The sequence below is a fragment of the Vibrio salilacus genome, assembly GCF_002811245.1.
GTDB lineage: Bacteria > Pseudomonadota > Gammaproteobacteria > Enterobacterales > Vibrionaceae > Vibrio > Vibrio salilacus.
Genome location: NZ_NIVQ01000005.1, coordinates 90,370 through 104,193, shown reverse-complemented (window position 1 = coordinate 104,193; position 13,824 = coordinate 90,370). Strand labels below are relative to the sequence as shown.

Sequence of the window (13,824 nt, the reverse complement as noted above, 5' to 3'; positions counted from 1 at the left end):
AATAAAATGGAATTAACAACGACGGTAACAGAATTACGTTACGCACTAGACACTTTTTTCTTTCTCATTTCAGGTGCGTTAGTGATGTGGATGGCAGCCGGTTTCGCAATGTTAGAAGCAGGCTTAGTTCGCTCAAAGAATACCACGGAGATCTTAACCAAAAACGTCTGCTTGTACGCCATTGCTTGTACTATGTACTTGGTTGTGGGTTACAACATCATGTATGTCGATAACGGCTCAGGCGGTTGGCTACCTTCTTTTGGTGCGCTGATTGGCACCCAAGGTGAAGGCGCCGATCACTCACTAGAATCAGATTTCTTCTTCCAGGTCGTGTTCGTTGCGACAGCGATGTCAGTCGTATCGGGTGCGGTTGCTGAGCGTATGAAGCTGTGGTCATTCCTGATTTTCTCTGTGGTACTGACTGGATTTATCTACCCAATGGAAGGCTACTGGACTTGGGGTGGCGGTTTCCTATCGGAAGCAGGCTTTAGTGACTTCGCTGGTTCAGGTATTGTTCATATGGCTGGTGCTGCGGCGGCGTTAGCGGGGGTTATCTTACTTGGTGCTCGTAAAGGCAAATACGGTAAGAATGGCGAAATCTACCCGATTCCTGGTTCTAACATGCCACTGGCGACGTTAGGTACTTTCATCTTGTGGTTCGGTTGGTTTGGTTTTAACGGCGGTTCTCAGTTGATGGTTTCTGACTTCGAAAACGCAACGGCAGTCGGTCAAATCTTCCTTAACACTAATGCGGCGGCAGCCGCTGGTGCGATTGCAGCGTTGTTGGTGTGTAAGACCACTTGGGGCAAAGCTGATTTAACCATGATTTTGAACGGTGCCTTGGCTGGTCTGGTCGCGATTACCGCAGACCCACTATCACCATCACCACTTTATGCTGTCGCGATTGGCTGTGTGTCTGGTGCGCTAGTGGTGTTTAGTATCATCGGTCTAGACAAGCTTAAGATTGACGATCCAGTAGGTGCAATCTCAGTGCACGGTGTATGTGGCTTCTTTGGCCTGATGGTGGTGCCACTAAGTAATGGTGATGCTAGCTTTGGTGCTCAGCTTCTCGGTGCGGCAGTTATCTTTGCTTGGGTATTCGGAGCAAGTCTAGTGGTTTGGGCGGTATTGAAAGCAACCATGGGTATCCGTGTTACAGAAGACGAAGAGATGGAAGGTATGGATATGCATGACTGTGGTGTCGGTGCGTACCCTGAATTTGTTACGGTTAAGTAATTTACTTTAAATATGACCTAACATTTAGTTACAAAGAAAGTGATAAAAACCTGCTCGAATAAGCAGGTTTTTTTGTGTCACATCATTGTTTTCAAAACCCAGATGAATATAATAACGCAACTGATAGACATTATCATTTCGATATTAAAGGATTGCACCAATGAAAAATCTGCTAACTCTTTCTGCTTTAGTTTGTGCATCAATTGCACCTAGCGCAGCCATCGCTGCAGAAGAAGTGAACGTATACTCTTATCGTCAGCCTTTCCTTATTGAGCCCATGCTTAACGAATTTACCAAAGAGACCGGCATTAAAGTAAACGTTAAGTTTGCCAAAACAGGTTTAGCTGAAAAGCTAGCTCAAGAGGGTGAATACAGTCCAGCAGATGTGCTTCTAACCGTTGATATCATTCGTCTTTCTGAACTGACTGAAAAAGGTCTAGTTCAAGCCGTTGACAGTGAAGTGCTTGAGGAAAATATCCCAGCACAATACCAAGCCACCAACAATGAGTGGTTTGCACTAACTACGCGTACACGTAGCGTTTACTCTTCGCGTGATCGTGTTGGTCGTTTAGGTGCCGATTTTACTTACGCTGATCTAGCCAAGCCTGAATTCAAAGGAAAAATCTGTACTCGTAGTGGTAAGCACCCATACAACGTCTCCTTGGTTTCATCGATGATTGCTCACGAAGGTAAAGCTGAAACCAAGCAGTGGCTAGAAGGTGTTAAGGCTAATTTAGCCCGTAAACCTCAAGGTAATGACCGCGGACAAGTGAAAGCGATCAAAGAAGGTCTATGTGATGTGTCTTTGGGTAATAGTTACTATCTAGGTAAGATGGTTAACGACGCGGAGCAAAAAGCGTGGGCTGACGCGGTATACATTAACTTCCCTAACCAAGAGACCACAGGTACGCACGTTAACATCTCTGGTATGGCAATGGCGAAATACGCACCAAACAAAGACAATGCCGTTAAGTTGATGGAATTCCTATCAAACGATGCTGCACAAAGCCTATACGCAGAAGTAAACTATGAATACCCTGTTAAAGAGGGGGTTAAGCGTTCTGAGTTGGTTGCGTCTTGGGGGGACTTCAAGGCGGATACTATCTCTCTAGATGAAATCGCGGAACATCACGAAGCAGCCATCAAGCTGCTTGACGAAGTGAAGTTTGATCTGTAATCAAAACTCACAGCTTGAATTGAGATAGCCTCAAGTCGCTCTTTTGCTAGGGTGACTTGAGGTTATTGATTTATACAGGTATAAGTACCCTTAATCTATTAAAGGGATATGAGATTTATTTGCAAACGCATTTATGTTTCATACAGCCTCGTTGTATTTAGGCGATGAAAGAAAAAAATTACTTATGGAAAACCAGTAGTGGAGCGCTAGCCCTGCTACTGGTTTTGCCGATCTTAGCTATATTCACTACTGCTGTTGGCGAAACAAATGAGTTGTTTGCTCATTTGCTGTCAACGGTTATGCCGACTTATGCCTTCAATACCCTAGTGTTGGTGACCGGAACCATGTTGTTATCAATGTTACTGGGGATTCCGGCAGCTTGGGTGATGGCGATGTGCCGTGTTCCAGGTGAGCGTGTATTGCAATGGGCTTTGGTGCTGCCATTGGCGATGCCGGCGTATATTATTGGCTATATTTTTACTGACTGGTTTGATTTTGCTGGCCCGATCCAAATCTTATTACGGGATTTAACTGGTTGGAGTGCGGGAGAGTATTGGTTTCCTGATATTCGCACTCTCACTGGCGCGATTATTGTGCTTTCATTGGTGCTTTACCCCTATGTCTACTTGTTATGCCGCGCAGCATTTATGGAGCAAAACATCTCTTTGCTGCAATCAGCGAGATTACTCAAGTGCTCGCCTTGGGATAGCTTTCGCCGCATCTCATTACCATTAGTGCGTCCTTCGGTGGCGGTCGGATTGTCTTTAGTTGCTATGGAAACTTTAGGCGATTTCGGAACCGTGAGTTATTTTGCCGTCAACACCTTAACGACGGCGGTGTACGACACTTGGCTCGGTTATTCAAGCTTAACTGCCGCAGCAAAAATTTCAGCCATTATGCTGGTGGTTGTCATCGTATTGCTCAGCAGTGAGCGTTATAGCCGCCGTAAGCAAAAGCTATTTCAAAACCAATTTAGTAGCCGGGAAGATTTTCGCTATGACCTCACTGGTTGGAAAAAGTGGTTAGCCTTAATTTGGTGTTGGGGCTTAGTCTGCGTTGCTTTCTTATTTCCTCTTGGTCAGTTACTGATCTACGCCTATAAATATTTCGCGCAAAGCTGGACGGGTGAGTTCCGAGCATATGCGTTAAACAGCCTCTATGTTTCGCTGACCGCAGCAGTAATTGCCGTCTTGGTTGCCATCACTGTCAACTTTTGTCAGCGTTTATCGCCAAGTCGTTATAGTTTAGCCATGATGCGTTTATCGTCGATGGGCTATGCGGTGCCTGGAACCGTGTTGGCGATTGGTGTGATGGTTCCCGTGCTGTTTATGGATCATTTAGTCAACGATATCGCTAAAGCGATGCAGTGGAGCAGGCCGGGACTGATTTTCTCAGGTTCAATGTTTGCGTTGATTTTTGCTATGGTCGTGCGTTTTTCAGCAGTCGCGATTGGTAGTATCGAAAGTAGCTTAAGCAAAGTATCACCATCACTGGATATGGCGTCGCGCACCATGGGCTGTAATGGCAATCGCATGCTATGGCGAGTTCATTTCCCCTTAGTGCGTCGTGGTGCCTTGATCGCTGGGTTATTGGTGTTTATTGAATCAATGAAGGAGCTCAATGCCGCTTTGCTTTTGCGTCCATTCAACTTTGAAACGCTCGCGACTTATGTTTACAACTTTGCCTCTGACGAGCATCTTGAACTTGCAGCCTTACCGGCGGTTCTGCTGGTGTTTGTTGGCTTAATTCCGCTAGTTATTGTTAACCGTTCACTGGAGCATTCCCACTAATGAGCTGTGCATTATCGATCAATAATTTGACCTGCAAGTACGATCAACAAACAACGGTGCTTGAGTCGCTCTCATTAGAAGTGGAGCAGGGCGAAATTGTTTGCCTGCTGGGTGCCAGTGGTTGTGGAAAAACCACATTGTTGAAAGCGATCGCGGGTCTGCTGCCATTAAGTTCTGGCACCATGAGTCTCAACTGCATGTTGATTGATGATGGGGACAACTGGTTACCACCAGAGCAGCGCAATATCGGTATGATCTTCCAAGATTATGCGCTTTTCCCTCATTTGACTGTGGCGCAAAACGTAGCTTTTGGTTTGCGTGATATGAGCGCTGAGCAAAAACTGAAAAAAGTGTCTGAGATGCTAGATTTGGTTCATTTGGCCGGTTTTGAACAGCGTTATCCGCATCAACTCTCTGGTGGTCAGCAGCAACGAGTAGCCATTGCGCGCTCTTTAGCCTACAAACCCGATCTATTGTTACTGGATGAACCGTTTTCCAATATAGACACTCAAGTTCGTCATGAGTTGATTGGCGAGATCCGCAAGATTTTTAAAAACCAAGGTGTGACCGCGATCTTTGTTACCCATAGTCGTGAAGAAGCGTTCGCTTTTGCTGACAAAATGGCGGTAATGAACCATGGTGTGATTGAGCAATATGGTTCGGCCAGTGAGCTCTACTATCGTCCTTCGAGTAAATTCGTCGCCGACTTTCTTGGTGGCGGTAGCTACCTTCCGGCGACCCGACTTTCGGCGGGTGAATACCAAACTGAGTTAGGCACGATAGAAGCCAAAGCTCAGCAAACCATCGAAATTGGCCGCCAATGTGAATTACTATTACGTCCCCAACATGTACAGATTGCTGCCGCCGAAGAGAGCAGTGTCACGGTTCTAGAACAGCATTTTATGGGCGATCATTGTCGTTACGTGATTGATGCGGGTGGCAAACGTCTATTGGCCAGTTCGCCAGAACCTCTGACGATAGGACAACAAGTGTCGGTCAAAGTCGAAACTCAAGGCGTGCTGGCGTTTTAAGTTAAACGCTTTGGCCAAAGAAGAAAAAGCCCGGCAGTGATGCCGGGCAAGTGTTCTCACCTATAGGGTAGGGTAAAAGAGCGCAGTTATAGTTGCAAAAACGCTTTCATTTGTTGAAGAACATACTCTGCTGTCTCTTGGTCGGCCATTTCTGAAAAAATGCGCAACAAAGGTTCAGTGCCTGAAAAACGAGCAATCACCCATCCGCCATTTTTGAAGTAAACTTTAGCGCCATCTTCATAGCTGACTTTGTCTATTTCAAACTCAAATTCTGGCAACTGTTTCTCTACATAAATACGGTTGTAAAGCGTCTCTTTCTGAGCTGGTTTAAAGGTACAATCACCTTCTGCTGTATAGGCGTAGCCATATCTCGCATAGATCTCATCCAGCAGCTCAGAGAGTTTTTTGCCCGTCACTGAGATCATTTCGACCAACAAACTTGAAGCAAAGACGCCATCTTTGCCTTTGATATGACCACGAATGGTTAAACCGCCAGAGCTCTCGCCGCCGATTAACGAATCGTCCGCTTCCATTTGTGAGCTGATGTGTTTAAAGCCAACCGGAACCTCGAAGCACTTTTCGCCATGATCGGTCGCGATTTTATCCAGTAGATGTGTGGTCGCGATGTTACGCACGACGGAGCCTTTCCAGCCCTTGTATTCGAGTAGATAGTAGTAAAGTAAGATCAAAACTTCATTTGGGTGAATGAAATTACCTTTTTCATCGATGATGCCTAAGCGGTCAGCATCGCCGTCTGTACCAATACCGATATCGTAACCTTCTGCTGCGACTAAGTGCTTGAGACGATAAAGCGTCGCGGCATTGGGTGAGGGCATCAAACCGCCAAAGTCGGGGTTTTTGCCATCATTGATCACATCAACATCACAGCGACCATTGATCAGTACGGTTTGCAGCGCATTCTTGGCCACGCCAAACATAGGATCGATCAATACGCGAAGATTGGCTTTTTTGATCGCTTCAATATCAATAAAGTCGATGATGGAGTCGACAAACTCGTTCATAGGGTTGATCACTTCGATCAACTTATTTTCAATCGCTTGCTCAAAGTCGACAGATTTAACTTGGTCTTGAGTTAGGGCTGCGATTTGAGTTTCAATTTTCTCTGTGATGACTTCATCGGCGTCGCGTCCACCTTCAATGAACACCTTAACGCCATTATAATCCGCAGGGTTATGTGAAGCGGTAATGCAAGCCGAGTAAGCACAGCCCATCTCTTTTGCTTTAAACATCACGATCGGTGTTGGGACAAATTTATCGATAAAGCTGACAGTAACGCCATTCGCCGCAAGAACTTCAGCAAACCAGCGTCCTGCTTTGTCTGAAAGAAAACGACGGTCATAACCGATAACAAAGCCTTTATCCGCAACTTGTTCGTTGTTGATGATGTTCGCTAAAGATTGCGCCACTAAACGAACATTGTCTTTGGTGAACTCTTCACCAATAAATGCACGCCAGCCGCCTGTTCCAAATTTAATCATATTGATCATCCTTTAATCCAAGTTACGAGCCTCCAATGAGGCTCGCGCTTGGTCAATTAACCGAGAACAACGATAACTTCGTTGACGCTGCCTTCAGCTTGAACTGGAACTGCGCCGCTGATGAGCTCGCCGTTGACAGTAATGGATTTAACGCCCTTGCTAACGGAGCTTGGGTTCTCGACTTTGATGTCGTAGGTCGCACCTAGCCATTGGCGTGATACTTCAAAACCTGGCCAGCTGGTCGGAATACATGGGTCAATCGTTAAGCCATCAAAACCAGTACGCACACCCAAAATGAAGTTTGTAACAGCAAAGTAAGCCCAACCAGAGGTACCCGTTAACCATGGGTGGTTTGCACGACCATGATCTTGGTGATCGCGGCCCATAATGAACTGTACGTATGAGTAAGGTTCAGCAATACGCTTGTCGATGATGTCATTTTGATTGTATGGATTAAGGGCATCGTAAAACTTCATGGCGCGGTCACCGCGGCCCAATTTAGCTTCTGCAACCCAAGCCCAAGGGTTAGGGTGTGAGAAGATAGCACCGTTCTCTTTGACGCCTTGGTAAACGCGCGTGACAAAGCCGATATCATCGTTTGGTGTCGCGAAAGAAGGCGCATTGAGATGCAGACCATACTCAGAGAACAAGTTTTCATCTACTGCGTCCATCGCTTGTTTACCGCGCTGTTGAGAGACTGCGCCAGAAAGTACCGCGAGCGTATTTGACTCAAGATGAACACGGCCTTCTTCTTGCTGCGCAGTGCCAATCTTGTCGCCATTTTTAGTCAGACCACGAATGTACCAACCGCCTTCGTCATCCCACAGGTGCGTTTCACACGCTTCGCGCACGTTGGCTGCCATTTGTGTGTATTTCTCAACATCGGCATCGCGACTTAGGTACTTAGCTAAATCGATAAACTCTTGCAGTGCCCAGAAATGTAGGAAGGAAACCATCGATGATTCGCCACCACCTAGGTTCAAACAGTCGTTCCAGTCGGCGCGTAGGCCTTTACATATGCCTGTTTGACCCACGTATTCAGCCGAGAAATCAAGCGCAGCTTTCATGTGATCATAAACGCTAGCGTCACCGCCATCAGCGTATGGGATCATCTCATCAAAGAAGCTGTGCTCACCCGTTTCCATCACGTACTTACAAATGGTCGGCACCAGCCATAAATGATCGTCTGAACAAGTGTCTTCAATACCGTGGATCTTGTCTTCGTCTGAGGGTGTCGGTACCACTGTCGGAGACTTTGACGGTTTGACATCGGCTTTTTCTGGATCAAACCAGTCGGGATCAAACAGGTGTAAACCGTAGCCAGCTTTGACCTGACCTCGCAGTAAGTCGACTAAGCGTTTGCGTGTCATTGCCGCATTAGAATGTGGTACAGAGATAGCATCTTGCGCGGTATCGCGGTAACCCAGACCAGTACGGCCACCCACTTCGATAAAGGAAGCAAATCGAGACCAAACCACACAGGTTTCTGCTTGGTAGAGGGTCCACGTATTGATCATGGTGTCGAGGCCTTCATTCGGCGACTTAACTTGGAACTTGGCGCAGCGCTCATCCCAGTGATCTTTAATGCCTGCAAACGCCGCATCGACATTGGCCAAATCTTGGTATTTGGTGCGCAGACGTTCACCATTGCTTTTACCAATACCAAGAATGTAGGCAAAACGCACCTCTTCTCCTGGTTGGATAGTGAATTGTTTATGCAGTGAACCACAATGGTTGTAACAAGTTTGTGCACTGTTGAAGCACTGGCCTTGTTCAACGGCGATAGGGTTGGCTTCGTCGCGGTATAGACCGAGGAAGCTATCGCGCTGACCGTCATATGAATCAGGATCAAATGTTGATGCTAGGTAGTAAAAACCTTCGAAATCATTGGTGTTGTAGTACAAGTCGTATTCAATCACCCCTTGGCGGTATGAGGTCCCCGCAGAGTAGAGTGACATCTGGTGATTTTGATTGTCTGACTGAATATGACTAAATGAGAATTCAACGAAGGAAAAAGCGCTAATCGTACGCGGTTTATCTGATGTGTTTTTGATCACCACATCCCAAATTTCTGCGTCTTCACCTTTAGGCACAAATAGGGTTTTGGTTGCTTCGATGCCGTTGTAGTCACACTTAAATTTAGAGTAAGACAAGCCATGACGGACTTCGTAGCTGGCTTCATCAAGACTTTTAGCCACCGGCTGCCATGAAATAGACCAGTAATCACCACTTTGGTCATCACGCAGGTAAACGTAATGGCCTGGGCGGTCAAACGTCGCATTAGGGCGGAATTTAGTGACTCGGTTATATTCTGGTGAATTATAGAAAGAGTAACCGCCAGCATTGTGTGAGATAACCGTGCAAAACTTCTCGGTACCCAAGTAGTTGGTCCATGGCGCAGGGACATCAGGGCGTGTGATGACGTATTCACGATTGTCGTTATCGAAATAGCCGTATTTCATGTTAATTTCCTTTTTACCAAGCTACCACTTTGGTAGCCAAAACGTTTAAAGCTAGTGAAAACGGCGAATGATGGTCATTCGCGGTGATGGTTATTTCCAAGGTGGTCGATATTCAATCTTTTGTTTATCGAGCAACGGCAAGTGGCCTTTTAACCGCGCCAGATAGTCGAGCCAGTTGCGTTGTGATTTCTCTGTCCAACACGCTTCTGCTAATGCGGTTAATCGAGGGAAAATCATATAGTCGAGGCGTGACTGGTGAGTGACAATCTCACTCCATAGCGCGCACTGAATACCTAAAATACGTTTACGAATAGGGTCGTTGTCGGGAATGTGCGCTAAAGGCTCATAGCGGTAAGCATTTTCAAGTGGAATCACTGCCGCCCAATCAACGCCTGGCTCTTCAGGTCTGTAGTCTTGCGCCATATCGAGATAGGTTGATTGGCCAGGTTGTAAGACCACGTCAAAACCTTGCTTGGCGCAGTTGAGGGCCGCTTCTTCGCTCAACCAAGAGTAGATAACGGTATCTTTACTGACTTTGTTACCATGCTGTGCCTCTTCCCAACCGACCATGCGTTTGCCTAAAGAACGAAGCTTCTTCTCTGCATAGCGAAGCAGATGACCTTGCAAATCTTTAGCGCAGTGGTAGCCGTACTGTTGCATCAATTGCTGACAAGCTGGGCTCTCTAACCAGACACCATCGGGCACTTCGTCAGCACCGATGTGTACCCAAGGAGAAGGGAATAGCTCAGCGACCTCTTCAAGTACCTTGTCTAAAAACTGATAGGTGCCGGATAGCGCCGGAGAAAGCACATTATCACTGTAATGTTGAATGCTGCGATATTGAGAAGAATCTTGTCGGTCGACAAGCAGGTCAGGCAGTGATTTGAGCGCCGCGCGGCAGTGACCTGGGATGTCGATCTCAGGAATAATGTTAATCCCACGCTGTTTCGCGTATCCAATCACCTCGATAACCTCTTGCTGCGTGTAATAGCCGCCGTAGGTATTCGCGAGACTACTAAACTGAGGCTCTAGTGGATGATTAGCCCCACGATAGGCGCCACATTTAGTCAGTTGTGGAAAGGCTTTGATTTCGAGTCGCCAGCCTTCGTCATCGGTCAGGTGCCAATGGAAAGTATTAAATTTGTAGTGTGCTAATTGGTTGATTAAGCGCTTAACCATGTCGACCGAATGGAAATGACGGGCGCAGTCGAGCATCATTCCGCGGTACTTAAAGCGTGGTTTATCGCAAATTTTCACATAAGGTAGGGTGAGTGTACTGAGGTCCTCGTCATGATCGATAAGCTGCAATAAAGTTGCGCTGGCATGAACAAAGCCTGAGCGTGATCCCGCCTCAAGCCGTACGCCAGAACCAGTAATACTGATTTGGTATTCACCCTCGTCTAAAGTTGGGTTTTTACGATAGATGATGTCACTTTGACCGACCGTTTGGGCACGAAATTGATAGAGGCGTTCGATCTCTTGTTGTAACCACGTCGCGGCATGCTCGGCCAGTGAAGCTTGGAGCGTGATTTGGCTCGAAGTGGTTAAGTGAAACTTGCCATCAAGTCGCTCGATTCGGCTAGGCTTGGGGATCACCGCGAGCGCCGCCGGCTCAACGGAGGGCAGTTCGCTTTTTCCACGATAGGGTGAGGCCAGCATGATCGGCGTTAACGTCACCGTGTGCTGAGTCGCACCGCCATCAGCAATAATCAGCGCGTCTTTTAATCCATCGGTGTAAAAGCGCAGCGGCGCCGTGTTAATACTAAATTCGCAATAATAGTGTTGATTGGCAGGCAGCACTGCACGGTCAGGCGTTAGACAACAGAAACTGCCAGTCTGTTTGATAGCGCCGTGAGTAAAACTGTCGGGCTGAATGAATCGGTCGATAATGAACTGGAGGTGCCAGTCTGTGAGATTTTGGTCGCTGAGATTGTGCAGCGTTAAACCAAAGCGGCAAAAATGCTTTTTCTCGGCAAGTACGGCAAGTTCGACTCGATAGCTCATATTCGTATTCCTTAATACAAATTGTGTTCAGGCTTGCCAGCAAACATTAAGGCGCCTTCAATAGCGTCATACTGCGGCTCAACAATCCAGGCTTGAACAGGAGGCGATAACCAAGCTTTGATGCGCTCGGCGATACTGCCCATTAAACAGATACGCGTCGCCCCTTGGCGATTGAGCGCAACGAGAAACATTTCAATATCGGCAGCGGTGTGCTTGAGCATGGCAATAGCGAGAGTGTCACCTTGAGCTGCGTGTTGAAAAATAGCCGGTGAAAATTGGCCATAATCGCGCGGTAGTGCGTGTTTAGACCAACTAACAATTTGGTCTATGTCATGGTTGAAATGCTGCATTACGTGCTCTGTGAGCGGTGTTGCTTGACCAATTCCGTCTTGAACCAACAGCACCTGCTGAATCAAGCGCAGTCCCATCACGGCGCCGCCGCCTTGATCGGAAATAGGAAATTCTCGTCCGCCAACAACGTGTTGTTGCCCATCTGCGAGATAGATACCACAGGATCCGGTGCCGGCGATCATAATCGCGCCTTCATCGCCTTGGTGTGCACCCACACAGGCGCCATAAGCATCGGTATTAAGGACTATCGAAGCGAAAGGGTGCGCGACTTGCATAAATTCAAACCACGCGTTTTTTTGCTCTGCACCAGCAAGTGCAAGCCCTACATCCATGTCGGCAAAAGCGGACGCACTTAAACCGCCTTGAGCTGCGGCTTGGGTAATTGCGTCAACAATCGATGTCATGGCTGTTTCGACACCGAGTAATATATTGGCGCTGCCGCTTTTGCCTTCACCAATTAATTGACCATGTTGATCTCGAATGCGAGCACGGCAAGAGGTGCCACCACCGTCAATTCCGACTAGATACTGGCTCATGATTGACACCCCTTAAAGTAGTGGTACTGATGAGAAATGGCGAGTAAGTACCACGCGCCGTGAGGAATCCATTGCTCTCCCCAGCGCCAGTTTTGCAACATGTCCTCTTTTTGTGGTTCAGGATTGAAAGCGATATCTTGCTCATCCTCAAACCCACCAGTGATACCGTTACACACGCCGCCTTTTGCGTTGAAAAAACCCAGCTGAGGCAAGTAATCTGGGTTGTTATGCCCGTGCCCGTCGAGCATGCACATATGGTACGGATTAAGGCCAACAATCCAGTTAAGGCTGTTTTGGCTAAACTTGAGTAAGCGTTGCTGCGTGTCGCTTTGTTGAAGATAAGGTAAGGCACAAAAGGCCATGGCACTAAGAGACCCTAAACGGGCATTTTCACCTTGCCACCAGTAGCCAGATTCATTGTTATGCGCAACGAAGTAGGCGTCGCGCTTGGCTTCAGTTAGCCCTTTAACATATTGACGTGGATAACCAAATGGGTTGGCCACTTGGGTGGTAATGCTGAGTTCAAACTCGACGGCGCGAGCAATGGTCTGTTTTGCCAGCGCGGTTTTATTGCTGTCTGTTTCGATCTTTAAGTACTGGCATAGCGCAATCACAGGCAGGCCTGCTTCTGCAGCGTGATAGTAAGGTCGGCTGCCATCGTGATTGGCTGACCAAAAATGCGTTTGTTGTTCATCGCTGCATTGACGTAGCTGGAGGCGTTCGCTCCAGTAACGACTCTCTGCTAAATAGTCGCCGTTGCGGGTGGTTCGATATAACTCGACCGCTGCAAGTAGTGCGCAATATTCATCGATAATGTTCTCTTGACCATCATCAAGATAATCAAGATTGTGCTGTTTGAGGTGCCAGTATCCGGTTTGGGCTGCATTGAGGTAGTCGGCCTGAGTATATTGCCCGCTTTCATCAAGGCGCGCGGCAGCGGCAAGGGCTGCAATTGCCATCCCGCCACCTTGGCGAAACCCAGCTTGATAGTCGGCTGTTTTATCACCTTGTTGGGTTTGATAGGCGCAAATTTCACGTTGGTTGATATCTTTTGACCACTTATCAAACACCGTCATGTAGAAAAAGCCAGCTTGGTTTTGCATTCGGACTAAAAAGTCGGCGCCAAACAGCGCTTCTTCGATTAAACGCACGTGAGTGAAAGCCGCGACATCTGCGCTTTGGGCTAATAGCTCAAGTGCAGAAAGCATGTTCCAAACCACCATCGGAGTCTGCTGTGGGTTGAGATAATTGGCGTACGAGAGATGGCTGAGATACTTACTGATATCACCAGAGGCGTCATACCAGCCGCCATGGACATCGACCTGTTCGTCACTGCCCAATAAAGGAATATGATGATCTTGTTTGTCAAAACGGCCACCACAACGCTGTGATTTAAAGTAGTGCAACACGTCGGAAAAAGTGTTGTTAAACAACAGCCCAGTTACGAGCGAGAAAACCTCAGAGCGAAGGTTGTCTACCTTAAGGTAGTAGTTACCCGTTTGTTCAAAGTGCGAGAAATCAATGCGAAAAAAATACCCTTGGTGCCAATGTGCAACCTTAGTGCCTTTCTCAATGGCAAAAGTCGCGACAGTTTGATGGCTATCGGCACAGACTAACAGTGCAGTGGTAGAAGATAGACGCGCTTTACGAGTCATCAAAACAGCCTGCTTTGGCCCAAGGGGTTCATAACCAATATGGTTAGTAAGTAGCAGCATTAAATTCTCCGAAACATTTATTC

At 47.3% G+C, this 13,824-nt stretch carries 9 protein-coding genes; 4 read left to right on the top strand and 5 right to left on the bottom strand.

All coding sequences use genetic code 11. The annotated features are described in order from the left end of the window. Positions 1 to 6 precede the first annotated feature (6 nt). From CDZ87_RS05125 to CDZ87_RS05110, 4 genes are all read left to right on the top strand, one after another. A complete protein-coding gene (locus CDZ87_RS05125; RefSeq protein ID WP_038173868.1) occupies positions 7 to 1,236 on the top strand; it encodes an ammonium transporter in 1,230 nt (409 codons plus the stop codon). Positions 1,237 to 1,396: 160 nt separating this feature from the next. Continuing rightward, positions 1,397 to 2,413, top strand: coding sequence for a Fe(3+) ABC transporter substrate-binding protein (locus CDZ87_RS05120; RefSeq protein WP_100752485.1), 1,017 nt, complete (start codon positions 1,397 to 1,399; stop codon positions 2,411 to 2,413). A gap of 164 nt (positions 2,414 to 2,577) precedes the next feature. Continuing rightward, positions 2,578 to 4,203, top strand: coding sequence for an ABC transporter permease (locus CDZ87_RS05115; RefSeq protein WP_100752484.1), 1,626 nt, complete (start codon positions 2,578 to 2,580; stop codon positions 4,201 to 4,203). After that, positions 4,203 to 5,234, top strand: coding sequence for an ABC transporter ATP-binding protein (locus CDZ87_RS05110; protein WP_100752483.1), 1,032 nt, complete (start codon positions 4,203 to 4,205; stop codon positions 5,232 to 5,234). The genes CDZ87_RS05115 and CDZ87_RS05110 overlap by 1 nt, the downstream gene beginning before the upstream one ends. Positions 5,235 to 5,320: 86 nt before the next feature. On the opposite strand, the gene CDZ87_RS05105 is transcribed toward CDZ87_RS05110, so the two are convergent. The 5 genes from CDZ87_RS05105 to CDZ87_RS05085 form a co-directional block, all read right to left on the bottom strand. Then, complete coding sequence (locus CDZ87_RS05105) at positions 5,321 to 6,733, bottom strand: phosphoglucomutase/phosphomannomutase family protein (RefSeq protein WP_100752482.1); 1,413 nt, start codon at positions 6,731 to 6,733, stop codon at positions 5,321 to 5,323. A gap of 56 nt (positions 6,734 to 6,789) precedes the next feature. After that, positions 6,790 to 9,195: a glycoside hydrolase family 94 protein gene (locus CDZ87_RS05100; protein ID WP_100752481.1), complete on the bottom strand. Its 2,406-nt coding sequence runs from the start codon at positions 9,193 to 9,195 to the stop codon at positions 6,790 to 6,792. A gap of 90 nt (positions 9,196 to 9,285) precedes the next feature. Continuing rightward, positions 9,286 to 11,199, bottom strand: a complete 1,914-nt coding sequence (locus CDZ87_RS05095; protein ID WP_100752480.1) for a beta-N-acetylhexosaminidase — start codon at positions 11,197 to 11,199, stop codon at positions 9,286 to 9,288. An 11-nt stretch (positions 11,200 to 11,210) separates the two neighbouring features. Next, the gene (locus CDZ87_RS05090) at positions 11,211 to 12,086 is read right to left on the bottom strand and encodes a glucosamine kinase nucleotide-binding domain-containing protein (RefSeq protein WP_100752479.1); all 876 of its coding nucleotides are present in this window, start codon (positions 12,084 to 12,086) and stop codon (positions 11,211 to 11,213) included. Beyond that, complete coding sequence (locus tag CDZ87_RS05085) at positions 12,083 to 13,801, bottom strand: glycoside hydrolase family 9 protein (RefSeq protein WP_100752478.1); 1,719 nt, start codon at positions 13,799 to 13,801, stop codon at positions 12,083 to 12,085. Before CDZ87_RS05085 ends, CDZ87_RS05090 begins: the two co-directional genes overlap by 4 nt. Positions 13,802 to 13,824 lie beyond the last annotated feature (23 nt).

Bases quoted from the DNA above. Each gene is read 5' to 3' on its own strand.
- CDZ87_RS05125 (WP_038173868.1), top strand. From the start codon at position 7: ATGGAATTAACAACGACGGTAACAGAATTACGTTACGCACTAGACACT.
- CDZ87_RS05120 (WP_100752485.1), top strand. From the start codon at position 1,397: ATGAAAAATCTGCTAACTCTTTCTGCTTTAGTTTGTGCATCAATTGCA.
- CDZ87_RS05115 (WP_100752484.1), top strand. From the start codon at position 2,578: ATGAAAGAAAAAAATTACTTATGGAAAACCAGTAGTGGAGCGCTAGCC.
- CDZ87_RS05110 (WP_100752483.1), top strand. From the start codon at position 4,203: ATGAGCTGTGCATTATCGATCAATAATTTGACCTGCAAGTACGATCAA.
- CDZ87_RS05105 (WP_100752482.1), bottom strand. From the start codon at position 6,733: ATGATTAAATTTGGAACAGGCGGCTGGCGTGCATTTATTGGTGAAGAG.
- CDZ87_RS05100 (WP_100752481.1), bottom strand. From the start codon at position 9,195: ATGAAATACGGCTATTTCGATAACGACAATCGTGAATACGTCATCACA.
- CDZ87_RS05095 (WP_100752480.1), bottom strand. From the start codon at position 11,199: ATGAGCTATCGAGTCGAACTTGCCGTACTTGCCGAGAAAAAGCATTTT.
- CDZ87_RS05090 (WP_100752479.1), bottom strand. From the start codon at position 12,086: ATGAGCCAGTATCTAGTCGGAATTGACGGTGGTGGCACCTCTTGCCGT.
- CDZ87_RS05085 (WP_100752478.1), bottom strand. From the start codon at position 13,801: ATGCTGCTACTTACTAACCATATTGGTTATGAACCCCTTGGGCCAAAG.